Origin of the sequence: Ktedonobacter robiniae (assembly GCF_016587375.1) — a bacterium.
Lineage (GTDB): Bacteria > Chloroflexota > Ktedonobacteria > Ktedonobacterales > Ktedonobacteraceae > Ktedonobacter > Ktedonobacter robiniae.
In genome coordinates this window covers 4,490,151-4,517,143 of sequence record NZ_BNJG01000001.1, presented here as the reverse complement: position 1 = coordinate 4,517,143, position 26,993 = coordinate 4,490,151, and the positions used below count along the sequence as shown (strand labels likewise).

Annotated in this window: 24 protein-coding genes; 11 read left to right on the top strand and 13 right to left on the bottom strand. The window is 54.2% G+C overall.

What is annotated here, in order from left to right:
* Positions 1-294: 294 nt before the first annotated feature.
* Genes JMJ04_RS18795 through JMJ04_RS18785 form a run of 3 tightly spaced genes read right to left on the bottom strand, consistent with a single transcriptional unit; the run spans position 295 to position 3,056 of the window.
* On the bottom strand, positions 295-741 hold the full coding sequence (locus tag JMJ04_RS18795; RefSeq protein WP_201371962.1) for a hypothetical protein: 447 nt from the start codon (positions 739-741) through the stop codon (positions 295-297).
* Positions 731-2,320 (bottom strand): acetoin utilization protein AcuC, encoded by a 1,590-nt coding sequence (locus JMJ04_RS18790; RefSeq protein ID WP_201371961.1) that lies wholly within the window; start codon positions 2,318-2,320, stop codon positions 731-733. The genes JMJ04_RS18795 and JMJ04_RS18790 overlap by 11 nt, the downstream gene beginning before the upstream one ends.
* Complete coding sequence (locus JMJ04_RS18785; RefSeq protein WP_201371960.1) at positions 2,310-3,056, bottom strand: CBS domain-containing protein; 747 nt, start codon at positions 3,054-3,056, stop codon at positions 2,310-2,312. Before JMJ04_RS18785 ends, JMJ04_RS18790 begins: the two co-directional genes overlap by 11 nt.
* A gap of 287 nt (positions 3,057-3,343) precedes the next feature.
* Between JMJ04_RS18785 and JMJ04_RS18780 the strand changes: the two genes are divergently transcribed.
* Both JMJ04_RS18780 and JMJ04_RS18775 read left to right on the top strand, forming a co-directional pair.
* Entirely contained in the window at positions 3,344-5,146 is a 1,803-nt protein-coding gene (locus JMJ04_RS18780; protein ID WP_201371959.1) for a DPP IV N-terminal domain-containing protein, read from the top strand.
* Positions 5,136-5,765, top strand: coding sequence for a prolyl oligopeptidase family serine peptidase (locus tag JMJ04_RS18775; RefSeq protein WP_201372393.1), 630 nt, complete (start codon positions 5,136-5,138; stop codon positions 5,763-5,765). Before JMJ04_RS18780 ends, JMJ04_RS18775 begins: the two co-directional genes overlap by 11 nt.
* Before the next feature lie 73 nt (positions 5,766-5,838).
* Here JMJ04_RS18775 and JMJ04_RS18770 read toward each other — a convergent pair whose 3' ends face one another.
* Positions 5,839-6,237 carry a hypothetical protein gene (locus JMJ04_RS18770; protein WP_201371958.1) on the bottom strand — a complete coding sequence of 133 codons (399 nt, stop codon included), beginning with the start codon at positions 6,235-6,237 and terminating at the stop codon, positions 5,839-5,841.
* Between the two features lie 39 nt (positions 6,238-6,276).
* A complete protein-coding gene (locus JMJ04_RS18765) occupies positions 6,277-7,602 on the bottom strand; it encodes a hypothetical protein (RefSeq protein WP_201371957.1) in 1,326 nt (441 codons plus the stop codon).
* 186 nt (positions 7,603-7,788) lie between these two features.
* Here JMJ04_RS18765 and JMJ04_RS18760 point away from each other — a divergent pair, with 186 nt between their 5' ends.
* From JMJ04_RS18760 to JMJ04_RS18750, 3 genes are all read left to right on the top strand, one after another.
* The gene (locus tag JMJ04_RS18760; RefSeq protein WP_201371956.1) at positions 7,789-8,865 is read left to right on the top strand and encodes a DNA methyltransferase; all 1,077 of its coding nucleotides are present in this window, start codon (positions 7,789-7,791) and stop codon (positions 8,863-8,865) included.
* 116 nt (positions 8,866-8,981) lie between these two features.
* Positions 8,982-9,782, top strand: coding sequence for an inositol monophosphatase family protein (locus JMJ04_RS18755; protein WP_007904804.1), 801 nt, complete (start codon positions 8,982-8,984; stop codon positions 9,780-9,782).
* A gap of 147 nt (positions 9,783-9,929) precedes the next feature.
* Entirely contained in the window at positions 9,930-11,042 is a 1,113-nt protein-coding gene (locus JMJ04_RS18750) for a L,D-transpeptidase (protein WP_201371955.1), read from the top strand.
* A gap of 104 nt (positions 11,043-11,146) precedes the next feature.
* On the opposite strand, the gene JMJ04_RS18745 is transcribed toward JMJ04_RS18750, so the two are convergent.
* Entirely contained in the window at positions 11,147-12,073 is a 927-nt protein-coding gene (locus tag JMJ04_RS18745) for a C39 family peptidase (protein ID WP_201371954.1), read from the bottom strand.
* A gap of 317 nt (positions 12,074-12,390) precedes the next feature.
* Positions 12,391-12,741 (bottom strand): hypothetical protein, encoded by a 351-nt coding sequence (locus JMJ04_RS18740; protein WP_201371953.1) that lies wholly within the window; start codon positions 12,739-12,741, stop codon positions 12,391-12,393.
* A gap of 244 nt (positions 12,742-12,985) precedes the next feature.
* Here JMJ04_RS18740 and JMJ04_RS18735 point away from each other — a divergent pair, with 244 nt between their 5' ends.
* Positions 12,986-13,861: a DUF72 domain-containing protein gene (locus JMJ04_RS18735; RefSeq protein ID WP_201371952.1), complete on the top strand. Its 876-nt coding sequence runs from the start codon at positions 12,986-12,988 to the stop codon at positions 13,859-13,861.
* Here the strand turns inward: JMJ04_RS18735 and JMJ04_RS18730 are convergent.
* Positions 13,773-15,065 (bottom strand): glycosyltransferase family 4 protein, encoded by a 1,293-nt coding sequence (locus JMJ04_RS18730; protein WP_236038069.1) that lies wholly within the window; start codon positions 15,063-15,065, stop codon positions 13,773-13,775. The genes JMJ04_RS18735 and JMJ04_RS18730 overlap by 89 nt on opposite strands.
* 787 nt (positions 15,066-15,852) lie before the next feature.
* Between JMJ04_RS18730 and JMJ04_RS18725 the strand changes: the two genes are divergently transcribed.
* Genes JMJ04_RS18725 through JMJ04_RS18715 form a run of 3 tightly spaced genes read left to right on the top strand, consistent with a single transcriptional unit; the run spans position 15,853 to position 18,168 of the window.
* Entirely contained in the window at positions 15,853-16,320 is a 468-nt protein-coding gene (locus JMJ04_RS18725) for a FixH family protein (protein ID WP_201371951.1), read from the top strand.
* 56 nt (positions 16,321-16,376) lie between these two features.
* Positions 16,377-17,507 carry a HAMP domain-containing sensor histidine kinase gene (locus JMJ04_RS18720; RefSeq protein WP_201371950.1) on the top strand — a complete coding sequence of 377 codons (1,131 nt, stop codon included), beginning with the start codon at positions 16,377-16,379 and terminating at the stop codon, positions 17,505-17,507.
* Positions 17,458-18,168 carry a response regulator gene (locus tag JMJ04_RS18715; protein ID WP_201371949.1) on the top strand — a complete coding sequence of 237 codons (711 nt, stop codon included), beginning with the start codon at positions 17,458-17,460 and terminating at the stop codon, positions 18,166-18,168. Before JMJ04_RS18720 ends, JMJ04_RS18715 begins: the two co-directional genes overlap by 50 nt.
* A gap of 534 nt (positions 18,169-18,702) precedes the next feature.
* Here the strand turns inward: JMJ04_RS18715 and JMJ04_RS18710 are convergent.
* From JMJ04_RS18710 to JMJ04_RS18695, 4 genes are read right to left on the bottom strand one after another with little or no spacing between them, the layout of a single operon-like run.
* A complete protein-coding gene (locus JMJ04_RS18710; RefSeq protein WP_201371948.1) occupies positions 18,703-19,743 on the bottom strand; it encodes an energy-coupling factor transporter transmembrane component T family protein in 1,041 nt (346 codons plus the stop codon).
* A 37-nt stretch (positions 19,744-19,780) separates the two neighbouring features.
* Positions 19,781-20,653, bottom strand: coding sequence for an energy-coupling factor transporter ATPase (locus JMJ04_RS18705; protein WP_201371947.1), 873 nt, complete (start codon positions 20,651-20,653; stop codon positions 19,781-19,783).
* Positions 20,646-21,500: an energy-coupling factor transporter ATPase gene (locus JMJ04_RS18700; RefSeq protein ID WP_201371946.1), complete on the bottom strand. Its 855-nt coding sequence runs from the start codon at positions 21,498-21,500 to the stop codon at positions 20,646-20,648. Before JMJ04_RS18700 ends, JMJ04_RS18705 begins: the two co-directional genes overlap by 8 nt.
* On the bottom strand, positions 21,497-22,270 hold the full coding sequence (locus tag JMJ04_RS18695) for a YybS family protein (RefSeq protein ID WP_201371945.1): 774 nt from the start codon (positions 22,268-22,270) through the stop codon (positions 21,497-21,499). The genes JMJ04_RS18700 and JMJ04_RS18695 overlap by 4 nt, the downstream gene beginning before the upstream one ends.
* 361 nt (positions 22,271-22,631) lie before the next feature.
* On the opposite strand from JMJ04_RS18695, the gene JMJ04_RS18690 reads away from it, so the two are divergent.
* Positions 22,632-24,914: an ATP-dependent helicase gene (locus JMJ04_RS18690; RefSeq protein WP_201371944.1), complete on the top strand. Its 2,283-nt coding sequence runs from the start codon at positions 22,632-22,634 to the stop codon at positions 24,912-24,914.
* 70 nt (positions 24,915-24,984) lie between these two features.
* On the opposite strand, the gene JMJ04_RS18685 is transcribed toward JMJ04_RS18690, so the two are convergent.
* Entirely contained in the window at positions 24,985-25,920 is a 936-nt protein-coding gene (locus JMJ04_RS18685) for a LysR family transcriptional regulator (protein WP_201371943.1), read from the bottom strand.
* A 263-nt stretch (positions 25,921-26,183) separates the two neighbouring features.
* Between JMJ04_RS18685 and JMJ04_RS18680 the strand changes: the two genes are divergently transcribed.
* Positions 26,184-26,888, top strand: a complete 705-nt coding sequence (locus JMJ04_RS18680) for a zinc ribbon domain-containing protein (protein ID WP_201371942.1) — start codon at positions 26,184-26,186, stop codon at positions 26,886-26,888.
* Positions 26,889-26,993: the final 105 nt, after the last annotated feature.

The following is a 26,993-nucleotide window of genomic DNA, read 5'->3' as shown; positions in this document are numbered from 1 at the left end:
CTCTAAGCTTCCCCAGGGGCGGGATGAGGTTGGAACTGCAAGATAACTACATATAGTACGAAGCGCCAATCCCAAAGAGATACAGATCGTTAACTATTGCGAGACTTCGGATGTGCTAAGACAGCCAAATAACACATCTTGGAACATTTAGCTACACCGTTACATAGAGGCATTTACGCGCAAGCAGGAAGGATAGAAAAAGGCCCCTTCAGCGGTGTGAAGAGGCCTTTGCCCAAGCAATTTTTAAGTTTTGCTAGCTGAGCTTAAGCTTTGTGCTGTGTTTTCTGAAAAAACTTAAATGCGTGCGAGGTTGGGAGAGCTTAGTAAACGGCTCAGGAACTGGTTCGCGGTGCGCTTGTCCACGCGCTTGCCGATGCGAGCTAGCAGGACGTTGCTTGGCTCCATGCTGACATTGGGTTCGGTGGTGGGATACTCGATAAAGCCTTGCGAGCCGAAGAGGCGCGAGATCAGCTCGCGATAGCGATAGACAGAAATGCCCAGGCTCTCCGTATCCCAGTGCCAGGAGAGGCCAATGGCGAAGAGAATCATATCTTCAAGGGCGTCCAGTTCCAGGGCAAAAGCCAGCATATTGCGCGCAATACCCGCACCGCGCCAATCGGAGCTGACCTCAATCGCGACCTCATAGAGATTCTCAATGCCCTCCCACCATTCATCGGCGGGGCAATGGTGACCTGGCCTACAATGGCTCCAAGGGGAGTATGAGCCAGGGTTAGCGCGCAATCAGGGCTACGCGCAATATCGAGCAGTAATTGATGCTCGCGCTCGGGCAGACGCGCAAAGGTGCGCAAGCCGGGGTCGGGCCGCAAACGCTCCACCAGCGAGACCGGGCAGAAGTCACGCAAGAGTAAAAGGCCTCTGGGGGTCTCCAACGAGCGACTACGCGAGGGCGAGGTCGTGGAATCTCGCTTGAGATGGAGGAGGTCGAAGAGGCCCGCCAGGGGGAGCGATGGCGTCCAGCAGGGAAGGCCTGGCGCACCGAGGGGGGAATCACCAGGTGGCGCACCAGGGCCGCCGTGTGACGATTGGTGCTGCTGATCGACATCCGTCGTGGCTGAGCGGGAAAATGCTCCACTCTGTCCATAAAGGTGAGTGGAAAATCATGTGGCGTGGAGGATTTCCCCATCACCGACTGCGCCGCCTCATCATCCTCCCTGACCGCGAGCCAGATAGGACGCCAATGCTCAACCCACGACTCAGGCAACATCTCTGGCAGCTCCTGCCCCGTCATCTCGGCCCAAACCATGCTCCAGGCACGTGGAACCACGCGATAGAGCGCATAGCCACCACCACCGACGGCTACCCAGCGCCCCTGGCTATATACATCCGCCAGGCGGCGAGCCATCTTGACCTGGGCGCGAATGCCACGCATCGTCAGGCTCAGGTGTGTCAGCGGGTCCCAGGCATGGGTATCACAACCATGTTGCGTCACAATTACATCAGGCGAAAACGACGCCACCAGCGGCAAGAGTAGAGATTCCATCATCTCAATATAGGAGTCGTCTTCGGTGAAGGGTTCCAGCGGCACATTGACCGCGAAGCCGCGCCCACTGCCACTCCCGGTCTCCAGGACATCCCCAGTCCCTGGAAAGAGATAGCGCCCCGTCTCATGCAGCGAAATCGTCATCACGCGAGGGTCATCATAGAAGGCACGCTGTACACCATCGCCATGATGGGCGTCAAAATCGATGTAGAGCACCTTGGCCTCGCTGGCCTGCAGGACGTGTGCGATGGCAATGGCCACGTCATTATAGACACAAAAGCCTGAGGCCCGGTCCTGCCAGGCGTGATGCAGACCTCCCGAGGGATGAAAGACGCGTAGGGGGCGCTCCTGCTCCGGCAAGCTCTCTCCTTCTGGCAGGCCCATCACCGTCGATAGCGCAACCAGCGTTCCCCCAGCAATGCGCGCAGCAACCTCGTGCATTCCTGGCAAAGCAGGTGTGTCATCGCCGCCAAAGCCAAAGCGTAACTCCAGGCGCTGACGCTCCTCACGCTGGCTCGCGTTGCTCTCGTTCTCCAGCGGCTGGCTCAGGCGTTGCACGGCCTGGATATACTCAGGCTCATGCACCAGGCTCAATTCTTCATAAGTAGCCTGGCGCAGGGGCAAACGGGTATGCTCGTCCTTGGAATCCCAGAGACCAGAGCACTCCAGCAGATCCATCAGGGCTCTTAAGCGTGCTGGCTGCAAGGGATGCTGAGGGCCAAAATTGTAATGTAACTCCTCTGTATCGAAGAGTAAGCGAGCCAAGGTGGAGTTGTTGTCTGCCTGCGTGCTGGTCGATGGCGTGATCTCATTCGGCATGAATCGTATCCCCTTCTGCTGGCGAAGCACCAAATGCATATTGAATACTCTCCTGTTGCAAGCGCATCAGCAGGGGAGCTGGATTAATTGTACCTAGGCGCACAACGGCAAGGGAGGGCACTCCACCTTCGGCAGGGGCCGCGAGCACGCTGCGGATATGCACATGCATCTGCGAGGCAATATCCAGGAAGCGCGCCAGGGGCGTAATGTCTCCCAAGGGCAGCGTCAAAGTCAGTTGCATTCCCGGCTCAAAGGCTCCCATGGCACGAGAGAGAGCCACCAGGAGATCGCTACGCGTTACCAGGCCTACCAGGACCGCCTTACTCTCACCATCCAGCTGCTCATAGGAGACCACGGGCAGATAGTTCAAGTTTCGCTCGACCAGGATCTGCGCGGCAGAGGGGGCGCTCGTGGTTGGCGTCACGCGAATCAAGGCGCGATGCATGACCTCCACGACGCGGCGCTCAAGCCAGGAGCGTTGCAGCGCTCTACTGGAGGCTTCCTGGCGCGCGAGGGCCGCCTGCATATCGATATCGTGAGAGGTCAGCATGCCTTCAAGCAAGAGCAGCGTCTTATGCTTCTTCTTGCTCTTTGACTCTGGGTCGGCCATATGACGCACACGCGCCACGGGCAGATGATGGAAGCCATGTTGGCGCAACAAATTGACAGCGTGGGCAAGCGTAGCATCTGGGGCGACTGTCGTTAGATTGGTAGACATAATATCGCGAACGATCATTTATTCCCTCCCTACGCGCCAGAGCGGAGGCGACGCAGTCTCCCCTTAGTCGGAGAGAGGCAACAATACAGAGACGCAACCAAATAGAGAAAAGCGACCTCTGGTGGCAACAGTTTGTATCATAGCATATTAACCAGCCACTCTTCACAACTTCTTCGTGTACCCACCGTAAATATGCGTAGAGAAAGAACATCACACTTTATCACGCCAGGCTACATACGCAGCCATCTACACGCGTCTATCCTGAAGATAGAGATGCAAATTTTTAAAGAGATGAGGAATAGCCAATGGCCGAAAATACTGAACATACAACGCCACGTCCTATACAAATACCCGATGATCCAACAATTCCAGGAGGGCAAACACGCACCGTGGAACAAGAGCACTCCATTTCAGGCGAGCCAAACATCGATGAGGCTACTATCCATCCCATAGGCGATAGCACCGTCCCCGAACGCCCAGCAAACGAGAACGCAGCATCTTCCACCAGGGACGATGAGGCAGCAGCAGCAAGCACGATAGAGAATCCGGCAGAACCCACAACCAATGTCGATCTGCCACTAGAACGAGAGGAGAAACAAACTCAGCCAGGGGCAGGCATCATTTCACCTACGATCCCCCCGGAGGAGGATCGCGAGGGCGCGGTGACCGTGTCACCCACACTGCGCGCTTCCGAAGAGACCCCGGCAACGGTGAGCGTTCCCGTTGAAGCCTTTACACCTGCCCCCAAAGAGCAGCCAGCCACCACGACGCCAGCCCTTCCCTTTATGAGTATTGAGGATCTGACACAATTACGTGTAGTAGGGGAGCCACAGATCTCGCCCGATGGCAAACGCATCGCGTTTAGTGTGCTCCAATGCGATACGGAGACCAATAGCACGAGCAGCGCCATCTGGATCGTAGAGAGCAGGGGTGGCAAGACCCAGTCTCCTTGGCAAGTCAGTAGTGGCACACAGCATGATTATGCGCCTCGCTGGTCACCCGATGGACGCTATCTCTCCTTCTTAAGCGATAGAGAGGGCACACCACAGATCTATCTCCTTCCCTTGCGGGGCGGCGAGGCCCACCAGCTAAGCAATCTCCCCCTCGGTGTCTCCGAGTATAGTTGGCGACCCGATGGCGCGATACTTCTCGCCCACAGCGCCTGGAAGGCTGCTGACGAGCAAGGATCGGGACAGGGAGAAGAGACCTCCTATGTCGTAATGCGCCTGGCCAGTCATTGGGATAGTTCAGGCTATAAGCATGGTCGACATGAACAGCTCTGGCTGCTGGGGCTGGACGGCACGGCGACCCGCCTCACCTCCGAGCCAGTCGATCTCACCCAGGCCTGCTGGTCACCAGATGGCAGCGAGATCGTCTTTAGCGCCAATCGCCGGGCCGATCCCGACCTGAGCGTGAGCGCGGCCCTCTGGGTGCTGACCCTGGCTACGGGGCAACTGCGCCGTTTGACGCCAGAGGAAGAGCTAGCCCAGATGCCTTCCTGGTCGCCTGATGGCGGGTCTATTGCCTACTTGCGCTCACCCGACCAGACAGAGGCGAGCAATATCTCCCCCTGGATCGTCGCGGCCAACGGGCAAGAGGCGCCACGTCCTGCCGTCACGGGAGCCGAAGACATCAACTCCCAGATGTGGATTATCGATGAGCTACGCACCGACTACCTCGTAGCACCTCAGTGGTTCCCGGATGGGCAAGCGCTCCTGGTTCCAGGACAGACCCATGGACAGATTCACCTCAACCGCATCAACCTCGCAAAGAATACGATTGAACAGCTCACGCGCGGTAATGGACGATACCTCTCGCCCCAACTCTCACGCGACGGGCAGACCATCGCCCTGGTGCGTGCGGACTGGTTTACCCCCGGCGATGTCTGGGGCATGGACGGGAATGGCGAAAATTTACGCAAGCTCACCAGCGTCAACGACGCACTGCTACGCCAGCGCCAGTTACTTCGTCCGAAAAAGGTGACCTGGAAGGGGGCGATGGCACGACGGAGATCGAGGGCTGGCTCTACCTACCAACGCTTGAACAGGGGAGACGTGCGCCACTCATCCTGGCACCACATGGTGGTCCCTCCCTGGCCTGGGGGATAGCTATGTCCATGAATTTCAGGTCCTGGCGGGGCGAGGCTATGCCGTCCTGGCCCCCAATCCACGGGGTAGTGCTGGCTATGGCGAGGAGTTTTGCCGCGCGGTCCTCAACGATTGGGGAGGCGCCGACTTCGCGGACCTCATGGCTGGTGCCAATGCCATGATTGCGAACGAACCTATTGATGGTGAACGCCTGGGCATTGGCGGCATCAGCTATGGTGGCTATATGACAAACTGGGCCATTACGCAAACTGGGCGTTTTAAGGCTGCCGTCAGCCGCAACGGTATCAGCGATATTACGCATGCCGGCATGCTCTCGGATCAGACACTCTGGTTCAACCTCTCGCTCACAAGCCCAGAGCTACAGCACGAGCGCTCGCCACTGACCTATGTCGAGCGCATCACGACACCGCTCTTGCTCTTGCATGCCGAGAACGACCTGCGTTGTCCCACCAGCGAATCGATCCAGCTGTTTGTGCAGTTGCGCAAGCGCAAGCAGATGGTGCAACTGGTGTGCTATCCCAACACCAGTCATCTGATGGATTGGCCAGCCGTGGGTACACCCAGGCAACGACTAGATCGCCTGCGCCGCACCATTGCCTGGTTCGAGCATTTTTTGTAGGGTAAAAGTAGGAGAAGCATAAAACGCCCGGCAGCCAGAGGCTGCCGGGCGTTTTATGCTTCTCTACTACTAATTAACTGGCGGTAAAGAGTTGGACGACGTAGAAGATGGCCGCTAGCGCCAGGAAGATACCAAAGGCGGCTGTAATAATGCGCGAGACCCGGTGCGTGCGACGCAATATATGGGCCGGTGGCTGAAAACTATACAGAGCCACCCTGGCCGAGACAATAAAAATACCTACCAGGAAGACAAAATCCAGGACGCGTATAGGAAAAGCGCCATTAAAGACCGCAAAGGTGATCACCACCGCGCCAAACATCAGAATAGCACCCAGGATTTCAAGAATGGCCAGCCCCATAAAGCGCGGCTCATCAAAGGCCGCGCCCAATAGCCTGGGAGAGATGCGCAAGATGAGTACTAAACCACCAATATATGCAATAATACTGAGCAAAGACAGAATTACTAATTGCATGCGAACGTATCCCCGAAATTTTTTATCCCAAGAAATTTTTTATCCCCAGGAGAACACGCGGGCATCTTTCTCTAAGAGACGCGCGTTCTTTTCGCCAGGAGCAAACAAGTAGACGTCAGAGGGCGCCATACCTTCGGCGGCCTCACTGCTCTGTAGCGCGAAGGCCTGCCCATCGCTGCGCCAGGAGACAGCTCCTGAGACGAAAGGCGCATACGCCTGGGTCTCTTGTGGGTGATTGAGGGATACCAGGTAAGGCCCCTGACCAGTAATATGATGCCGCTCGGAGGCCACAACAGCGTTCCCTTGAGGACTCCAACGCAGCAACGCATTCTGGGCCAGAAAAGTCGCAGGCGCTTGCGAAAATACCTTTTGCGTGGCGCTTCCATCAACCGGCACAATATCGAGCGAGCTGGCCTCCTGACCCGGCGTTCCGTTCTCAATCTTCTGCACAACGAGCTTCGTCCCATCGGGCGAGATATCCCAACCAGGCTGAGTTAGCGCACTGCTTTGTCCTCCAGCACACCAGGTCTCCTTGCCTAATTCCACGACCTGCTGGCGCGGCGCACCTGGGTCATTGACCGACAGACGATAAATCGCCAGGCGGCTATCTTGCTGCCCAGGCTGTTCTACCGTCTCATAATAGAGCTGTCCCTGGCGATAGCGCAATGAGAGCAGCATCGACTGCCCCTGCTGAGCATTGATAGGCGAGGTTGCGCCAAGCTGCTCGCTCGAAACGACCTTAATCAGGCTATGCGTCTGCAAATCATAGCGGTAGAGGCCCGCAGCATTGCTTGTTTTTCCTGTAACGCCATTGTACCATGCCAGGAGATGTTGCGCATCCTCCCAGAAGGCGTACTGCCAGGAATCGCTACGAGGTTTTCCCTCCGCTCTGGCATCTGTCGCAACCTGGGGCAGGGTGATGGACGTCAATTGCTGGGTACTGGTATCAAGCACATACAGGCTACTGGTAGCGGTATAGTCTGGCTCGGGGCAGCCACCACCACCAACACCCGCGGGTAGAGCATTAAAGAGATAAGAAAGGTGTTTATGGTCAGGCGACCAGGCAGGAGACTGCCAGAACACCTCCGGCGCCTGCGAGAAGTCGAAATGAGTTACCTGAGTCGCATTTTCGCTATTGAGCGCCATCCAGAGCTGATTCTGACGCACAAAGGTATAGAAGCCAACCTTTGAGCCAGCAGAAGCCGCCTGTAGCGTAGGGGTGGGCGAAACAAGCACAGCCGGAGTGCCATTGCCAGTATCAGGGATACCAGAAGGCACAGAGCCACTCTTTGGGCTACAGGCGGCTAGAAGCAACACCAGACCCACAGCCAAAATAAGCATCGTCAGAGAGAGAGATCGCCGCATAGCAAATAACCTCAACATCTACATTTAGAGAGTTCAGCGGTTGGAGCTCATAACAATAAACACATCGATACAAACTATATCAGAGCATGTCACTACATTGCAGCCTATCTATGCAGAGGCATAGCCCAAAGAGGCTATAGGCAGCCCTCTCTCATCCTTTTCAAGTCAGGTGACATATGGTACAGTTTGAAGGCAAAAAAAGAACAGCATAGCGAGCAGGAGCAAGAGCAGATGGCCGAACTGGTATGGAAAAAGAAACAGCAGCAAACTGGTGACACGGAGGGGAGCAATTTAGCGACCTCGCGCCCGCCCATTGAGTTGATTACCATGGACGAAACATCAGAAGTCAATAATGAGCCTGGATGGTCTAACCGGCTCATCTGGGGTGATAACCAGGATATCTTGCCAGCTCTCCTCCCACTCTTTCATGACCAGGTCAACCTCATCTACATTGACCCACCCTTTATGACCGGGCGCACCTTTGGCCGCAAAGAGCAACTGGCCTATAGCGACACCTGGAACAATGATATCGATGCCTACTTGCAATGGCTCTATCCCATTCTCCAGACCCTCCATCAACTCCTTGCCCCGACTGGCAGCATGTACCTTCATCTCGACTGGCGCACCAGCCATTACGTTAAAGTAATGCTGGATGAAATTTTTGGCTTCAACGTTCAGGGCAATGGGGGAGGCTTTAAAAATGAGATCATCTGGCACTACCAGAGCGGGGGACAGACCAGGCGCTACTATACGCGCAAACATGACACCATCCTGTTCTACACCAAGTCCGGGGACTATTGCTTCCATAAAGAGCGCATCGGTGAACGACGTGGAGCGCAGAAACGCAACCATATGCGCCAGGTCGTGGGGCCAAATGGACAGATTAGCTGGACAATCAAGTCAGCGGGAAAGCTCTATACATATAGCGAAGATACGCTCATTCCTCCCAGCGATGTCTGGAGCGATATCAGCCATCTGCACCAGCGCGATCCCGAGCGTACAGGCTACGCCACGCAGAAGCCCACCGCGCTCCTGGAACGCATCCTCCTGGCTTCATCCGAGGAGGACGACCTGGTCATGGACTGCTTCTGTGGCAGTGGGGTCACGCCAATCGTGGCAGAGCACCTGAAACGGAGATGGATTGCCTGCGACAAGAGTGAGCTGGCCATTACCACCACCAGCCAGCGACTCCAGCAACACACGCTGCACTACCCCTATAAAAGGCTATATACGCTACAAGCAAAAGAGAGCAACTTCGGCTAAAATCTTCAATGGCTTGATACTACATAGAGAGAGGCTAATCCTGGTCGTATGCTATAATGAGCATACATAGGCAGTTTCTATGTACGTAGTCAGAAATTGGAATAACAAAAATAGCCATGCTTGAATTGCTAGAGCAACTTTTTCGCCAGGTGCGACACTACTCGCAAACCGAACGCTTTGACCGGGATAGAGCCAGAGTCTATCACCAATCCTCAAAGCACACGACCATGCAATTCGATCGGGACGCGGAAGATATTATTATCGAAGGTCTGATCCAGAGTGGGCATGGCTTTGAAATCGTCACGGAAGAACGCGAAACCCTTTCCACCAGCGACAACGTCCAGTATCGGATCATTATTGATCCCATTGACGGCTCTACCAACGTGGCGCGCGGCATTATGATCGCAGCCGTGGCCATGGCAGTCCTCCCTATTGACGCCCCGGTTGTGCCCGAGCACGTCCAATGGGCACTTGTGGGAGATCTCTTTAATGGGAGCGTCTACCAGGCTGAGCGTGGAAAGGGAGCGTTCCGCAATGGCCTGCGCTGCCAGACCAGTCATGCTACCAGTCTTAAACATAGCCTGGTGGGTTTAAACCTGGATAAGCGCGATGAACGCGTGGTACGCAATCTTCTGACAAAGCCGCCTACGACCAGTCAGATTCGCCGTACGGGAAGCACAGCCATTGATTGCGTCTATGTCGCCAGCGGCACATACGACGCCTATATAGATGTGGGAGATGTCGTCACGGGGGAATCATTCCTTGCCTCCGCCAGCATCGTGTTAGAGGCAGGGGGAGTTGTCAGCGATCACCAGGGAAACCCTTTGCGTCCAATCCAGAATCTGACCGAGGGCTATTCACTGGTCGTTGCCGGAACCAAAGAGTTACATGAGGCCATTCTCACAAAATTATTGTGAAGTGGTTCATTGTTCTTCCCCGCAGGATAAAGGTACGCTTGTATATATAGAGATGTGTCAGATACGCTCCCATTGACGAATATTCATATATATACATATGTTTCTATGTGAGAGCCAGATAGGCTGGCTAGAGAGATAGAGGGGGCCATGCACAATAGAGAACGCCATCATCAAGACAAGAGATACAGACGGCTCACCAGGCTACTTCCAGGTGTGATCGTTCTTGGTCTGCTCTTTTTGAGCGCGTGTAGCAGCCTGCCCAACTCCGCGAATCAGACCACGGGGACGAGCGTTTCCACGCCAACGGTTGATACCTCGCTCAAGAATCAAGGCGATACCAAGCTGCAAACCTTTCAACAATGGATCACCCTGATGAAGCAATCGGGTGGCGATACCACCACATATGACCAACAATTTAGTGCATCAAAGCAGGCACTCGACAGTGCCAAATCGGCGTCTGCTTACCAGACTGCCCTGAATACCCTTAACAGCCAGATTGCCTCCATTCAGCTCAACGCGCTCAAAGCCGAGAGTAAGAATCTGCAACAGAACCTGGCCAAACAAGTCAGTGACTGGGGCAACGGGCATAGCTATCATGACACCTACGACAACACAAACTACCCACTGGGCTTTGAATATGGCTCCAAGGGTATTGGTGGGTGGATTCAAGATGACCTGGACGCCGCGAAGAACGTTGCTGACTACCAGCAGGCCATCGAGAATGAGCAGATGTACCTGTACAATTTTCAGGAAATGAAAAAAGCCAGCGCCGACAAAACACCCTACAATCAGGTCCACCAGAGCGACATGGACATGCTCAAACATTATAACAAGATGGACAGCAAAGTCGTAGTTGTCTCACTGAGTGAAGAGGCTATGCGCCTCTACGACCATGGGAAGCTGGTCAAGGCCTTCCTGGTCACGACTGGACGTCCCAATAAGCCAACCCCACCAGGAACCTGGTGGGTAGAGGGCAAAAAAGCGCCGACCGTTTTTAAATCGGGGGTAAAACCAGGAAATCCCGACTACTACCCTGACACACCCATCAACTACGCAATGCAGTACCATAGCGAAGGCTACTTCATCCACGATAGCTGGTGGCGTGTCAACTATGGCCCGGGAACGAACTTCCCCCACGCTGACGATAGTGGTGACTCCTTCTCCTCGCAAGGCTCCCACGGCTGCGTCAACCTCTCCAAGGAGAACGCCAGCCAGGTCTATGACTTCGTCCAGTTATATACCGGCGTCTTCATCTACTAACCTACCAATATACAAGTAAAGAGAAGCGCCCTGGCAGCCTGAAGGTTGCCAGGGCGCTTCTCTCATAAGAGGCATTCCCTGCAAGGGATATACACTGCGCATATCTACTCGCGTGGAGTGAGCACGGCGCTAAAGGTCTGCCACATTCCGACAAACATCGCACGGGGCATATGTGTGAAGTTTGAGGGGGCAGAATCAGCAATATAGACATTCTGACTATCGCCACCGCGAATGACAAAAAAGTGACCACCTGGAAAATAGAAGGAATCGCGCACGCTGACAATGACCGGAGCGCCGCTATTTGCGCTTTCAATGACCTGTTGCAGGGTGCGCGTCCGACCGGCGCTGGCATTGAAGCCATAGCTATCAGCAGTCATCGCGATTCCCTCTTCGCGCAAAAGGCCAAGATTGACGTCCCACACCCCCAGTTTTAGCTCCTGCGTCAACACATCAGAGGCGATAAGATGACGCCCATAGGCATTCATCACCATCTCTAAGGCAATCCCTGAACAGGAAGAGTAGCTCCAGACCTGGAGTTGATACAGGTTGGCATACTGATGAGGGTCAGCCGAATCGACTCGCACCAGGAGCGAGCTAGCACTAGTAGGCATACCATGGCTCGTGGGTTCATACGCTTTATCGCCATTGGCGGAGGTATTAAACAGGCCCAGGCTCAGACCCTGCGAGAAGCTCTTGACGCTACCGCCAGCGATCCCCGTCTGCACGAAGAGTGCCAAAACAAAAAGCACAAGCACACCCAGCGAAACCAGCGAGCGACGATGCTGATACCAGGACGACGGCCTCGAAACAGGCATGAGCGCGCCTGTAGGCTTCTCAACGGAGACAATCTGCCCATCATGCAGGTGTAAAATAGCGGTCACGTGGCGATCCAGGGGGTGAGCCGGGAGACGATTTTGCGCGGCAAACATCTGCTTATTACGTTGATGGTCACGCCAGGCACTCACGGCAACAAAAGCAACAATAGACAGCATCACGACAGTCAGAAATGATGTGATGGCAGCAGCCGACATATACAAAAACCCCATTAATATTGTAAGAATCTCTGGGGCGCAAGAATCCTTGCTTGCGCATGGAAAGATGCGCCGTTACGCTTTCCCTGAATCTTTACATTCATAATTAGCCATCCATAAGTATAGCCCAGGTACTCGCCACACAACTAACCCATCCCCCAAAACGGCCATATGATGGGAGTCTTTCCCATATTCAGAGAAACAGCAAGTCCTTCTCTTGAGAAGAGAACGCAACGGTAGCAACTTTTCGTATTGTCGGTGGAGGAATACGCCTTAGATTACCATGCCCTTCATATCATAGATCTCTATATTTGCGCCTATCGTGTGTCTGTAAATGACCACCTGCTGAATGGTATGGTGCAAGGGCAGGACCAGAAACTCCGCGTTATCATTGGTCCCATGGGGCGTACACTCAAGGAGCCATATTTGGGGAGGGAGAACAAGAGCGTCTCATCGGCATCGATAACGCCAAGCTGGTGGAATTTGTGGTAGATCACCCAGGAGATGGCAGTCCGGTTCGCCAGGAGCAACTGTTCGCCGTCGCTATGGAGATGGAGGCCAATACGAGGAAGAGCAAAAGGAGTCCAACCGCCAGAGCGGCGCAGAGGTTGTGTCTGGGTCTCAGGAGGAGAGGCCTCAACGGGATCAAGAATTGTCTGCAATTTCATCGGAAGCGCACCCGGACCTTTCGCAAAAGCAAGTGTGTTAAAGAGCAAAATACTCGAATAATACCAAAATACAACATTACCAGCCAGGATGTAAAAGTACAAGGCGAAATCGACAATAATCCGACATTTTTACACAACCCAACGAGAGAATATAAAGCAAATATGCTATACTGACCCGACAAAGCATGCGCAAGCATCCAGAGCATACACACGCTGAGCATAAGCAAGGGAGGAGGACCACACAATGGAACCACACTTCTACCTGGGCTGTCCCATGTGGGGCTATAAAGCATGGGTGGGAACAGATTTTTTTCCGGCAAAGACACCCGCGAGCGATTTTCTACACCTCTACAGTAGAAGACTGACCTGTGTCGAGGGAAACACGACTTTTTACGCTTTGCCCTCCGAGGAGACTGTAGCGCGCTGGCACCAGGAAACCCCGGCCACCTTCCGCTTCTGCCCAAAAGTCTCACGTGATATCAGCCATAGCGCGCCACTCGACGCGCAAAAGAGCGCCGCGCTCCACTTCCTTGAGCGCATACGCGGACTGGGCGAGCGCCTGGGACCCATCTTCTTACAGCTGCCCCCTTCCTTTGGCCCAGGGCAACTGACCCAACTCGAACACTTCCTTGACTTCTGGCCGCAAGACGCGCGCCTCGCCGTCGAGGTGCGCCATCCCGACTTCTTTAAAGCACCCCATGCCCAGCCCCTGGACGAGTTGCTCCAGCGCTATGCAGTAGCTCGCGTGATTATGGATACACGCCCGATACGCATAGGGTCGAGCAGCGAACAGCAGATGCTCCAAGCCCGCGAACGTAAACCCAATCTACCAGTGCATCTAGCTCACACTACAGACTTTGTCTTTGTGCGTTATATCGGGCATCCACGCATGGAGGTCAACACCCCCTTCCTCGATGAGTGGGCACAACAAATGGGCGCATGGCTCAAGCAAGGAACAACGGTCTATGCTTTCTGCCACTGCCCATTTGAAGAACATTCACCGGCGATCTGTCGTGAGCTCTATACCCGCATTAAGACATACGTCCCGCTTCCGTCTCTGCCATGGGAAACTGAGCCGTCAGCGACGGAAACCCAGCCGACGCAAGGTCGTCTCTTTTAGCCATTAAGGTAGGAGAGACAGGCAGGTGAACAATGGGGGGTGTCACAAGGGCTGGACGCGTCCAATGGTTGCGCACATGGGTCGCGATGGCACGGCGATAGACTTGCGTATAGCGCTCAGCCATGACCTTGACCGAGAAATGCTGCCCCACATGAGCGCGCACCTGGACACGGTCAAGCTCCTCAATATGTGCTATAGATTGCACCATCTCCTCAAGATTGGAGACCAGGAAACCACTCCTGGCGTGATGCACCACCTCAGGAGCGGCCCCTCGCCTAAAGGAGATGACAGGACAACCTAGCGCCATTGCCTCAAGCATGACCATACCAAAAGGCTCCTCCCAGGTAATGGGATTGAGCAGCGCCTTCGCGCGACTGAGGAAGTCGAGCTTCTGCTCCATATTGACAGGACCAATATATTTAATCCTTTCTCCATCAAGCTCAGGCTCAATCTCTTCCTCAAAGTAACGAACAGCCTCTGGTAGGTGACGATCCACAATGCCCGCCAGCACCAGTGGCACCCCCACCTCCTTCGCCGCAGCGACTGCCAGGTGCGCCCCCTTCTCAGGAACGAAACGTCCTAACCAAGCCAGGTATGGCTCTGGCTCGCTGGTCGTCGGCGTAAACACCTGCATAGGCAGACCATGATGAATCACATCCAGAAACTTGAGATCATAAGGAACCTCTTTACGCGCCTGCTCGCTAATGGCGACCAGTGGCACGTCAGCAAGCCAGTCCATATAATAGCTGTCCGCGTCACCAATATAGGAACCCGCCCGGTCAAAGGGAAAGCAGCTATGGAGCGTCATGACCCTGGGAACCGAGAGGCTCGCAGTGAGCGGCAGGAGGTACATATCAGAGGCAGAAGAGAGATGCATATGCACAATATCGAAGGTATGCTCGCGAATATACTCAACGGACCTTTGCAAATGATAGAACGCCTTCAGATGGGCGTACCAGGGAACGCCATCCTCCCCAAGCGCTTTAGGCAAAAATGAGATCAGGTGTGCCGATGTTTTAGCATCACCAGGAGCAAGAAGGGTGACAGAATGTCCCCGAGCGACCTGCTCCTCGATTAAGTTATAAATGACAACTTCAGTCCCCCGTAATTTTTGGGTGGAATAGAAATCCAGGCGGGAGCAATATGTACGATGTTCATATGATAATTTCTCCAGGCAGTTCAACGCACTACAAAGCTGAGCCAACCACCTCAGAACATCCATGAACAGGAGCGGGTGAAACCGGCAGACGAGGTATACACAATATGCTTGCCTCCTCAAGCACCGGTAGTAAGAGGACAGGAGAGAACCATTGATCTCTCTTTAACATCTCTAACACGGTGCGTCACGCAGAACTGTTACACACTTATAAAAGGATGCGTGCATATTTATTTTTATTATATAACAAAAATGAAAAATAAGCAAAAACTTATTGCTGCATTAAAAACACCGCTAAACGATATAATATTTAGTTATATCGTCTATTTATAGTTTAATCCTAAGGCCAGAGAAAGATATAGATGCATAAAAGCGGAAACTTGATTGAACACCCTTGGGCAGGGTGATCTCAACAAACAGCCAGTATTGGGCAAATCTTACCTCATCTATTTTTCTAAGATGTAGATGCTGCACAAGGGGCAATTTTCTCGCCCATCCTCGACTTCTGCCCCTACCACTCTTCTATTTCCGTTTCACCAATCGAGCGTTAGGTGGATAAAGGCTAGACTATTGCACTGTATATTAGCTGCAATAGTCTAGTCTTGCGCTCATTGGGAACTCACAACCTCGTGCCTGCGGCGCTCTCTTTAGGCTGGAAGTGTGGTATGTGTTGGTAGCCTGCGGCTACCAACACATACCACACTTCCAGCCTAATGTAGGGCAGAACAGGGCAAAAATAGGGACTTGCTCCAATAGACAGGGACAGATCTCTATGTTATAGATAGTAAAGACGGCAAACGTTCATTTTCTCTACAGTGATAAGGATCTCTAGCAAATGTGTGTACGACCATTCTTCTGGCTTTGCCTGGCTCTCGCCTGTGTAGGCGTCTTGAGTGTGGCGCTACTTCGACCCGCGATTATTCCAGCCAAACTCCAGGTACAGATTAGTGAGGAGAGCCTGGTCGCTAACCATGCGGCACTTATTCATCTTCATCTCACAGATACTCAGGGGCTGCCAATTAACCAGGCGCAGGTAACACCCAGCGCCCAGATGCCCGATATGCAGATGGAACCCGTCAGTTCACACGTCGCGCCATTGGGTTCGGGCCAGTATACGATACATATGTACCTGACGATGGCGGGGACCTGGGAGATCACCTTTCAGACACAGGCCGATGGGTTCGCCCCCCTTACCTATGTACTGCATGTCAAAGTCGCAAAAGACACGCAGACCTCATCAATAAGCTCTCTATCCCCCTCCTCAACAGGTCAGAACATAGTCGAGTCTATCAATCTATGCTAGACTATGGCAAAATGTAGCATCAAACACCAAAGTATACTATGTGAAGCGAGCAGACAGTGATTCATTTTCTCGTGCGGCAGGTTCGACGTTGGCGACTCTCACTTTTCGAGAAAGTCATTCTCGCCAACACCCTCATGCTCCTGGGCGAGGCCCAAGTCGGCTTCTGGGTTACCAGCCATAACCTTGAATCCGCGCATTACCTGCTAGACACTGCTTTTATCGTCGTGGCGACCCTGACAACTGTGGTGATCAACTTCATCCTCCTCCGCCTCAGTTTCCGCCCCCTCTTTAGCCTGCTCGCGACCATACGCCAGATCAGTACAGGAGAGACTCAGCTACGCGCGCCTCTCGATAGGCATGTAGACACCGAAATTGGCGAGCTAGCGCGCTCTTTTAATACCATGCTTGATCGCCTGGAACATACACGGCAAGAGCAAACGCGCCTTATTCTCCAGACTCAGGAGAATGAGCGCCGGCGCATCGCCCTGGAGCTGCACGATGAGGCGGGGCAGAATCTTACCGCGCTCCTTATTCATAATGAGCTACTGCGCCAGCAGCTTCAGCTCCTACCCGAACAGGAGATGCGCTCCGCGACCCGGCAGCAGCTTGAGCAAGGTCTACAACACCTAAACCAGCTCACACAACAGACCCTTGAGGGAGTACGCGTCCTGGCACAACAGCTCCGCCCCAGCGTCCTGGACGACCTGGGGCTGGCAGCCGCCTTTCGCTGGCTAGTTGAAGATAGCACGCAACGGCTCCAATTGGAGGTTGGGTTGACACTTGAGGGCATAAGCGAAGAGGTTCATGCGCTGCCACCACTTTACGAGACGACGCTCTTTCGCATCGCCCAGGAGAGCCTGACCAATGTGGCACGCCATGCCCAGGTACAGAAGGCCAGGATTACACTGCGCCAGACCGAGCAACATCTCTTGCTCCAGATTAGCGATCAAGGCTGCGGCTATGATCCCGCCAGAGCACATGCAGGTTCGGGAGTCGTTGGCATGCGTGAACGGGCCTCGTTACTCCAGGGAACGCTGACCCTGCGCTCACAGCCAGAACAGGGCACCCATATCGATGTCTGCCTCCCCCTGCCAGCACAGGCGACATCCCCACAGATTCTGGAGAAAGGAAAAAGCTATGACCCAGAGCAATCCAGCACGAATCACGCGTATTGTCCTGGCCGATGACCACGACATCTTACGCCAGGGCTTAACGCTCCTCCTACAAGCCCAGGCTGATATGCGAGTCGTGGGCGAGGCCCGTAATGGACTGGAGGCAATCAAACTCGTTCAGGAGCAACGGCCCGATATCGTCGTCATGGATATTAGTATGGCACAGCTCGACGGACTGGAGGCCTGCGAGCGTATTCGCGCCCTGGCCCCTGGCACGCAGGTGCTTATGCTCACTATGCACGAGAGTGAAGAATATTTTCTCCAATCGCTCAAAAAAGGGGCCGCAGGCTACATTGTCAAGAAAGCGGTGCCCACGGAACTGTGCAACGCGGTACGTACTATTGCGCAAGGTGGGGCCTTCCTCTACCCTGGCCTGGCCAAAGCCTTGATTCGCGCCTATGTCGCGCCACAGAATCCGCCTGAGCAACCTGGCTCACTCCCTCCCCAAAGGGCCAAGCTAGACAAAGCCTTACAAACGCTCACCGCGCGTGAGATGGAGGTCTTGAAGCTGGTTGCCGAGGGCTCTACCAATCAAGAGATCGCGGATAAGCTGGTCATTAGCATCAAAACAGTGCAGGCCCATCGCTCAAATATGATGGAGAAACTGGGGTTGCACGATATTACCCAACTGGTGCGCTTTGCCCTACACTATGGTCTGATCTCGCCTCAAATCTAGCGAGAGAAGCAGGCTCTCAAGCGAATGCTATAGGAAATTTTTCTCCAAAAACACAATAGGAGAGAGTCATTTCGCAACTCTCTCCTATTGCCCCCAACAGGGACCCAGATGCCGAGTCATTGGTGAGCTTTCTCCCCCAAGACAGCTCACCAGTACCATTCACTCAAACGCAAATAGAATTACAACCCTATTTGACGTTTTCATCCCGGCATATGAAAGTGAGGAGCAATCGCTTATGGATGGTCCTATACGCAGGATGCACAGATAAGCGGTACTTAACTCGGACAATCTTTCGTTTCTACAAGCACTACATATAACGCATATATAGAGCATGTAGTCGATTTCGTTCCCCAGGGCATATAGTAGCCGATAGAGTAGAAGAACGGGTTATCGACTTGTTAAGATACGATTGAGATTCATTGAAATATAATGCTCCAGGTTGAGAAAACGACATGCACAAATCCGGCAGGAGAACTGTAGGCAGTGGCTGTCTTGAACGAACAGAGAGCATACCTCTTACTCTGCACGCTCTACCTACAACAGCAGCGAGCTAATGGTCAGGGCCAGGACAACGACAAGCGTCACATAATCCATTCCTCGCAGTCCAGTCTCGTGTAACATGGTCGGCTTGCCATCGACGGCATATCCTCGTGCCTCAAGCGCTGTAGAGAGATCATTGGCGCGCTGAAATATCCCTCGCATCAGGGGAATGACCAGCATGATAAAGCCCTGAAAGCGCTCGGCCAGGGTTCCATCAGCCAGTGATGCTCCACGAGCCTGCTGTGCCTTACTAAGTTGCTCAATCTCCTCCAAGAGTGTCGGGATAAAACGCAACGCGATCAGCAGCATCAAGGCAAAATCATCAACGGGGAAGCGTACCAGGCGCAAGGGGGCCATCAAGCTAGTAACGCTCTCAACGAGTATGACCGGCGAGGTCGTGAGCATAATTAGCAGCGAAAAGGCATAGAGCAACAATAGCCCCTCCACCTCAAAGACATACCAGACGCCCAGACGCGTCACAAACACAGGCCCAAGCGCCAACATCTGGGTTCCGGCGCTACCAGTAAGCAGCCAGATACCCACAAAAGAGCCAAGCAACAGAACCCAGGCAAGAAAACGGAGTCGCCTCACCCATGGACGCCGCCAGAAGGCCTGTACCGCAGACAGGCGGAGAAACTGAGAGGCCACCACGACTAGAGAAACGCCAAGGATGGCCAGTAGTCCGTTCAGGGCAATACTATAAGAAACAGGCCAGGGACCCAATATGGAGAGCGCTTGATCATCCTTGGGCACAACGGTGGCAAAGGGCAGCGTAAGCGAGCCGAGCAAGGACAACAGCAGGAGAAAGCGCATGCGCAACCAGAGCACGCGCGGCACGATGCCTGAAGCGGAAATGGTCGCAGCTAGCAGGATGATACCCACGATATAAGGCGCAAAATGCCATGTACGCGTCTCCGCGATATACAGCCAGATCGCACACCAGAAGAGCAGCACTAGCTTGGTACGCCCTCGCAAATGATGGAGGAAGCTTTGACCAGGATAATAGACGCCAATCGGCAAATTTTGTAGCATCATCTCTTTCTTCTCTCATGGGCCTCCCGCCTGGAGGCGACTACGACGATGAGCGGGAGAGCTTGCTATGTGTAGCGAGCCAGGCAAAAGCCTCTTCGAGCGAATAAACATCAACGGGAAGCGGAACCCCCTGCTGCCGCAGCAAGACAAAGAGCTCGTGTAGCGGCGGTGGTGCCAGCCCCCAACCTATAAGTTGATCCGCCTGGGCAAAGATTGTACGCGGAGTTCCCTGGGCGACCAGTCTCCCCTGGTGGAGGACCAACAGATTATCCGCCAGGGCCGCGACCTCAGTCATATCATGTGAAACCAGAATAATGGTTATGCCTCGCTCCAACGAAGCCTCGCGCAGATAGGTATAGAACTCGGTACGAGCTTCGGCATCCAGGCCTACTGTTGGCTCATCCAGAATCAAGACTGTGGGCTGCATCGCGAGGACGCCAGCCAGGGCAGCACGCCGCCGCTGACCACCACTCAGCTCAAAAGGCGAACGTTTCGCGTAGCGTTGGGGCGCGAGTCCGACGCTCTCAAGCGCCGTGTTCACCCGCACCTCTATCTCAGCGGATGGCAATTTCATCCGCCTTGGGCCAAAGGCTACATCGTCGAAGAGGGTTTTCTCAAAAAGCTGCATCTCCGGAAACTGAAAGAGCATCCCCACCCGCTGTCGCAGTAAACGCAGGTCGACGCCCCGCGCAATCACCTTCACGCCATCCACGATGACCTCGCCCGCAGAGGGAAAGAGCAGACCATTAAAGTGCTGGATAAGCGTGCTCTTCCCAGAGCCCGTGACGCCAATGATGGCGGTACAGCTCCCACGAGCAATCTCCAGGCTCACCTCGTCAAGCGCCACCTTTGGCTGGGAGCCAGCTTGATAGATATGCTTCAACTGACGTACGCGAATAATCGGCTCAGGCACGTGCCACCTCCCGCGCAATGGTCTCCAGCGTCAAGGCCTCGGGCGCGATAGAGAAACCGCTCAACCGCAGGCGCTGCGCCAGTTCTAGCGGCTCAGGAATAGCCAGCTTCAAACGCCGCAAATGCTCCAGGTCACGAAAGATCTCAACGGGCTGCCCCTCATGCACGATACGGCCCTGTTCCATTACCACCACGCGCTCAGCCAGTACAGCCTCCTCCAGCAGGTGTGTCACCTGGATCACAGCGAGACCATACGCTTGCTGAAGCTGATGCAACAGGCGGGTAATCTCGCGGCGGGAGAGCGGATCAAGCATGGATGTCGCCTCGTCGGCAATGATACACTGTGGGCGAAGCGCCAGCACTCCAGCGATTGCCAGGCGCTGACGCTGCCCTCCGGAGAGCTTATGCGGAGGTGAATGGCGCAAATGCGCGATGCCAACGGCCTCAAGTGCCTGAGAGACGCGCTCTCGAATCTCCTGGCGCGAGAAACCACGCACAGAGAGAGACCAGGCCACATCATCCTCCACAATGGTGGCGATGATCTGATTATCGGGATGCTGAAAGATCATGCCCACGCTATCACGCACATAGCGCCGCTTCCCCTCATCACGCGTATCAATACCATTCACCAGTACACGCCCGGCATCAGGCAAGAGCAGGGCGTTACAATGGCGTGCCAGGGTTGACTTGCCGCTCCCATTATGGCCCAGGAGCACGACGTATTCGCCACGGTCAATCTGCAACGAGACCTCATTGAGCGCGAGGGAGGCTGTAGTTTCTGCCTCACCAGAAACTGGATAAGCATAACAAATACCCTGCAAGTCAATAAATGGTACCTGTTCTCTCACGCGGCCTCTCCTCTCTTTTCCTGCCTTCTCCAGCTGTGCAAACGTAAGAGCATCTCACGCACAAGCTTAAAGGTCCCCATAAGGAGCCTGCGCACAAAACGCTCAATCCGTGGTCCAGGGAACGGACGCACATCATAGCCAAGCAGGCGTACAAACAAGTTGATAGAGGTATAGACAATCGTCACAAATGGGAGCATGATCGCGCACATTACAAGATAGAGTGTCAGCCACCAGTACGACTTTAACCAGAGTCCAAGCGCCTGTGCACGCGTAGCCCAGGTATGCTGCCACCAGGCATACCATCCCAATCGCTTTGTGAAGAGCGTGACAAGCTGGCTCATGCTAGTGTTAAGCTGGTCAATGGTCTGGGTAATCGTCCCCAACGGACGACCCGAGAGCACAAATACCAGCAGGACCAACCCGTAAAACGCCATAGCCCCACAAGTAATGCCAATGAAGAGGAGGAGCCAGTGTGGGAGACGCAGGCGCATGGTAAAACCCAAAAAAAGCCCGCCCACACATTCCAGGAAGATGAGCGGCATTGCCGCTGGTCCCATCAACACCAGAATCAGGAAGAGTGCGACCCCCAGGCCAAAACAGGCCGTATAGAGTCCACGGCGCAAGACCAGAACGGCGAAGACCAGAAAGATGAGGCTGCGAAAGACCTCCCCCACCAGGGGTAGATAAGTCACAGCCAGTTGCGCGATAACCGCGACATCAGCCAGCAGGGCGCCCTCAGCGATTTCAATAGCTTTTAAATTTCGAAACATAGAATTTACATACCTAATTAAACTGCTTTTCTCTGATTGTAGCCTTTTTTTGCCAGAACACAAGGCCGTACGACCAACGCAGTACGCACACGCGACATTAGAAGCCAGTATATGTCAAAGGCAGAGAAGAGGGCAGTGATAAAGCTCACATCCCCGCCAAAAACACGCTTTCTCAAGCGATACTCTTTTTGTTAGCGTACCGGAGGGCTACAAAAAGGGTCTGAAAAACGGCCCGGAGAGCCTGCTTCCTGCTGGGACCCCCGGTACTATGCGTCGTTGCCATCACTGGCGGGGCATGCTATAGTACAAAACCGTGACAGAGATAACTTGGATAGTAAGTATAGGAAGAGAAATTTGTAGGATGGCAACGCAGCGAGCACAATCCAGAGCGAAAACAACAGCTTCAAAGATAGAGTTTGTCGCCAATCCGCAACAGGCGGCCGCCATCGCCCATACAGATGGTCCCGCGGCCTTTATCGCGGCGGCAGGCACAGGCAAAACCGCGATCCTCGTGCAACGCCTTGTGCGCTTGATCGCCGATGTCGGGGTTGCCCCCGAGGCCATTCTCTGTGTCACCTTTACCCGCGCCGCCGCAGAGGAGATGGAGAAGCGCGCCCTCAAAAGCCTGAAAGCCAGGGGCCTACTCATCAAAGATCTCAAGGCCCTCCGCGTCGTGACCTTTCACGGTCTGGGACACGTCATGCTACGCGAGAAGCTCCAGCTTAAACCACAGGAGCTCAACCAGCGCCTCATCAGCGGCGATCCACGCCAATGGCTGGCCGAAGATATTGTACGCCCCTGGCGTAGCGATCGCTCACGCGGCATGAACTGGGAAGTCAATATTACCGACGTGCTGGCAGCAGTCGACCGGGCCAAGGAAGAGCTTATCCAGCCCGATCAATCACAGGACTTCTTCCGCCGCCACCTGGGACTCATGCCCGAACTGGCGGCCCGCTATCAGGAGTTTTTTGAGCGCTATGAGCAGAGCAAGCAGAAGGAGAAGCTCTACGACCTCTCAGACCTGATCTATATTCCGCTGTTGCTGCTTGAGAGCAGCCCCAAATTCCGCAAGACCTGGCAGAATCGCTATCAGTATCTCCAGATCGACGAGACACAGGATACCAGCCCCTCACAGTATAAGCTGATTCAGTACTTGGCCGCGCCCAGGCATAACGTGGTCGTCGTTGGTGACCCGGACCAGGCCATTTATCAATTCCGTGGCGCCAGCCCCGAGGCCTCGATCCTCTCGTTTAAAAGCATGTATCCCAAGGGGCAGATCTATCGCATCGAGCACAACTATCGCTCGACGCCACAGATCCTCGAAGCCGCAAACACCCTGATCAGCAAAAATGATATTACTCCCGGCTTCGAAAAGGTCTTGCGCCCAACGCTGCCCAGTGGTGCACCGGTACTGGTCACAACCTACCCGGACCAGGAGAGCGAGGCTGACGGGGTCGCGACACGCATTGAGGAGCTGGCACGCACCTGGCGTACCCAGCAGGATAAACTCAGCTACCGCGATATCTTCGTGCTGGCGCGTACCAATCATCACCTGGCCAACCTGGAGATCGCCCTGGCCCGGCACCGCGTCCCCTACCGCACGGTAGGTGGCTCCTCGTTCTTTAAGCGCAAAACCACGCGTGACGTTCTGGCCTTCCTGACCCTGGTCGATGGCACGCGCATCTACCAGGATTTTCTCGCCTCGCGTCAGACACCCAATCCGCACAGACGCGAAGACGTTTTGACGCCCGTACACTGCGGCGAGCAGAACGCGGCCTTCCGCGTGGTGGCAAATATCCCCTCTCGGGAGTACTTTACACGCACAGGAAAGATCTCGCATCGCTTTACGCCTACCTTCTATGGCACACTCTCCTCATTTGCCGGGGGACAGCCACTGTTACAGTTCTGTGAAGAGCAGGCCTATACCATCGCCTCTGAGTTCCAGCTGGGCGTCAAAGACTTCGTTGGCTTGATTCAGCGGATCAGTCATAAGTGTCGCAATCGACCAGCTGAGGCTATCAAGCTCCTGCGCGAATACGCCTACGACACCCATCTGCTGCACTATGATAGCCGCCACAAAGAGAACGCGGACGAAGACGAGGAGACACCAAAGCCACGCGAAGAGGTCAAGCTTGAGGGGCGCTACGACGAGCTGGAAGAGCTCACCGAGATCGCCCAGCGCCACCATACCATTCGTCACTTCTTACAGGCCATGGCCCAGCTTAAAGAACAGGCCGAGGACAGCAGCAAGAACAAGCGCGACTGCGTCAGCCTGATGACGGTGCATAAATCTAAGGGACTGGAGGCGCCGGTAGTCTTTGTCGTGGGCATGACGGAGAGCATCTTCCCACACAAGCGCTCTTTTACCATGACGGAGGATGGCCCGATTGAAACCTCGGGCATCGCCGAGGAGCGCCGCCTGGCCTACGTTGCCTACACACGCGCACAACAGTTGCTCTTCCTGACCTCTCTCTTGCGCTATCGCGGTAGCGATGCCCAAGCCTCCCGCTTCATCTATGAGGCTGGACTCAAGCCCACCGACGAAGACGGCATCCTCAATCCCTACCTGATGACACGCGATGGTGATCCACGCGAGCAACCACCCAAAGCTCCACCTGCCGTAAGTATGCCAACTTTATTCTAAGCAAAAAGTGTATGTAGTGTTGATGGGGCAATGCCTGTGGCATTGCCCCATCAACACTACATATACGATATTACCTGCCACCCTCGAAGGTTGAGGCGCGTATGGCCTCCAGGCCATGCTCCAGAATGGGCGAGAGCACGGCGCAGAAGGCCTGGGCCGCGGGCGAGAGCCGTCGATCCGCACGCCGCATCAGGCAGAGCAGTGGACGCAGATTAAGGTTGCTCATAGGAACGTGCACCAGTTCTCCACGCATAAGCTCACGCTGCACCGAGAAGGCAGAGATAATCGCCGCGCCCACGCCACTCATGACCATCTGTTTTACCGCCTCGTTGTCGGTCAGGGTAAAAAGGGAGTGAATTTGAACTCCGTGGCGCTCCAGCTCTTGCTCGATCATCCCCCGAATGACGCTCTCCTCCTCGCGTAGGATCAATTCGCCCTGATTTAGCGCCGTAACCGGCAAGACCTGGAGTTTACTCCATTTATGAGTGGGTGCTACTACCAGGATCAGCTCATCACTCGTCGACATCTCGACCTGCAACTCTGGCGGGCAGATCGAGGTATCGCTCTCGGCAAGACCAAAATCCAGCTGCCAGTTGAGCAGGGCCTGCACAATCTCAGGTGAATTTAGGATAGAAATATGCAGCGTCACCTGCGGATAGCGGGCACGAAAGCGCGAGACAACGAGCGGCAACAGATAGACACCTGCCGTGCGATTGAAGGCCAGGCGCACCTCACCGCCCTCGACATCGCGCAACTCCTTTAGGGCATCCTCCATTTCGCGCTCCAGCGAGAAGAGTTGTTGTGCGTATTCCTTGAGCACACGCCCGGCATTAGTCAAGGCAATGCGCCGCCCCTGACGCTCAATGAGCTTCAGATGCACCTCCTGCTCTAGACTATGAATCATCTTGGTTACAGCAGGCTGGCTCAGGTGAAGCTCCTCCGCCGCACGCGTCACATGTTCAAGCTCCGCGACTTTCAAAAAGATACGTAGATTCTGTAAATTCATGGTTGTGATAAATGCAAATTAGTTCACTGCAAAGATAACGGTTCCTGTTTATCATACCTCAAAAGCAACCATTACCAGTTTCTCGCTGTACATTAAGAACTAAACAGTGTATCATTATGCCGGGAACGCTTTTATAACTCAGTATTTCTAGCACCAACTAGGCACATAAGAAATATCATCTGAAGATGTTTTGATACATAAAAACACGTAAACAGGAGGATGGCTCCCCTTCCACGTTAGCGCGTGGAAATATGCCGCACTATATGAAAAACTGTCCTCATTGTGGTAAAGCCAACGATCTCAGCGCCTTTTATTGTGAGGCCTGTGGGCAAATTATTGAGAAACCCGCCAATAGCGATCTCTACACGGTCAATCAGCGAGAAGAGATGTATGGGGTCACTAGACGATCGCAAGATGCGATATCAACGACCCCTAATTACCATGAAACTCCTGTCTATACAACTCCAGCCGCCTACAGTCCTTATGGCTCAGGGGAAGCCTATGCACCTTCCCCCTACACACAACAATCTGCGGGAATGCAAACGCCTTACTATGCAACCCCGCTATATCCTCAAGTTCCAATCGAACAGGGACGTTCCACTGGTGGAATTATTTTGAGTATTATGCTCTATCTCTTCAATTCATGTTGGGCTAGTCTGGGAGTATTTGGCTTTCTAACCGGCTTCACTAGCAATGATATATCTATTGTTGCTCTTTTAGTTTTCTTCCTGGTTGCTATAGTGACGCTTGCCTTTATTATGATCAAGCACAAAAAACCACGTTTAAAGTGGTGGGTACGTTTACTGGTCTTTCTAGGTATCACGATCATTGGTTTTATCGTTCTCATTATTGCTGAAGGCTTGAGCACTGTAGTGCCAGCAGCAAACCCTGGTCAGGTTGAAGATATCTACCTGGGAGGGACATTAGTGGTCTTTGGCATACTAGCCATGATCGCTTCTGTCCTGTAGGAAGGAACCGTGCGCTACGTACGTACGCGCCGACACAACTTATGCCGGGTCGACGTTACCCTACGAAATGCCTGCCCTTCCTTCGCGATCTCGAAGAGCGTAGGC

Coding starts and splice junctions, on each gene's coding strand:
- JMJ04_RS18790 (WP_201371961.1), bottom strand. CDS start 2,320: ATGCCGAATGAGATCACGCCATCGACCAGCACGCAGGCAGACAACAAC.
- JMJ04_RS18785 (WP_201371960.1), bottom strand. CDS start 3,056: ATGATCGTTCGCGATATTATGTCTACCAATCTAACGACAGTCGCCCCA.
- JMJ04_RS18780 (WP_201371959.1), top strand. CDS start 3,344: ATGGCCGAAAATACTGAACATACAACGCCACGTCCTATACAAATACCC.
- JMJ04_RS18770 (WP_201371958.1), bottom strand. CDS start 6,237: ATGCAATTAGTAATTCTGTCTTTGCTCAGTATTATTGCATATATTGGT.
- JMJ04_RS18765 (WP_201371957.1), bottom strand. CDS start 7,602: ATGCGGCGATCTCTCTCTCTGACGATGCTTATTTTGGCTGTGGGTCTG.
- JMJ04_RS18755 (WP_007904804.1), top strand. CDS start 8,982: ATGCTTGAATTGCTAGAGCAACTTTTTCGCCAGGTGCGACACTACTCG.
- JMJ04_RS18750 (WP_201371955.1), top strand. CDS start 9,930: ATGCACAATAGAGAACGCCATCATCAAGACAAGAGATACAGACGGCTC.
- JMJ04_RS18745 (WP_201371954.1), bottom strand. CDS start 12,073: ATGTCGGCTGCTGCCATCACATCATTTCTGACTGTCGTGATGCTGTCT.
- JMJ04_RS18740 (WP_201371953.1), bottom strand. CDS start 12,741: ATGAAATTGCAGACAATTCTTGATCCCGTTGAGGCCTCTCCTCCTGAG.
- JMJ04_RS18735 (WP_201371952.1), top strand. CDS start 12,986: ATGGAACCACACTTCTACCTGGGCTGTCCCATGTGGGGCTATAAAGCA.
- JMJ04_RS18725 (WP_201371951.1), top strand. CDS start 15,853: ATGTGTGTACGACCATTCTTCTGGCTTTGCCTGGCTCTCGCCTGTGTA.
- JMJ04_RS18715 (WP_201371949.1), top strand. CDS start 17,458: ATGACCCAGAGCAATCCAGCACGAATCACGCGTATTGTCCTGGCCGAT.
- JMJ04_RS18710 (WP_201371948.1), bottom strand. CDS start 19,743: ATGATGCTACAAAATTTGCCGATTGGCGTCTATTATCCTGGTCAAAGC.
- JMJ04_RS18695 (WP_201371945.1), bottom strand. CDS start 22,270: ATGTTTCGAAATTTAAAAGCTATTGAAATCGCTGAGGGCGCCCTGCTG.
- JMJ04_RS18690 (WP_201371944.1), top strand. CDS start 22,632: ATGGCAACGCAGCGAGCACAATCCAGAGCGAAAACAACAGCTTCAAAG.
- JMJ04_RS18685 (WP_201371943.1), bottom strand. CDS start 25,920: ATGAATTTACAGAATCTACGTATCTTTTTGAAAGTCGCGGAGCTTGAA.
- JMJ04_RS18680 (WP_201371942.1), top strand. CDS start 26,184: ATGAAAAACTGTCCTCATTGTGGTAAAGCCAACGATCTCAGCGCCTTT.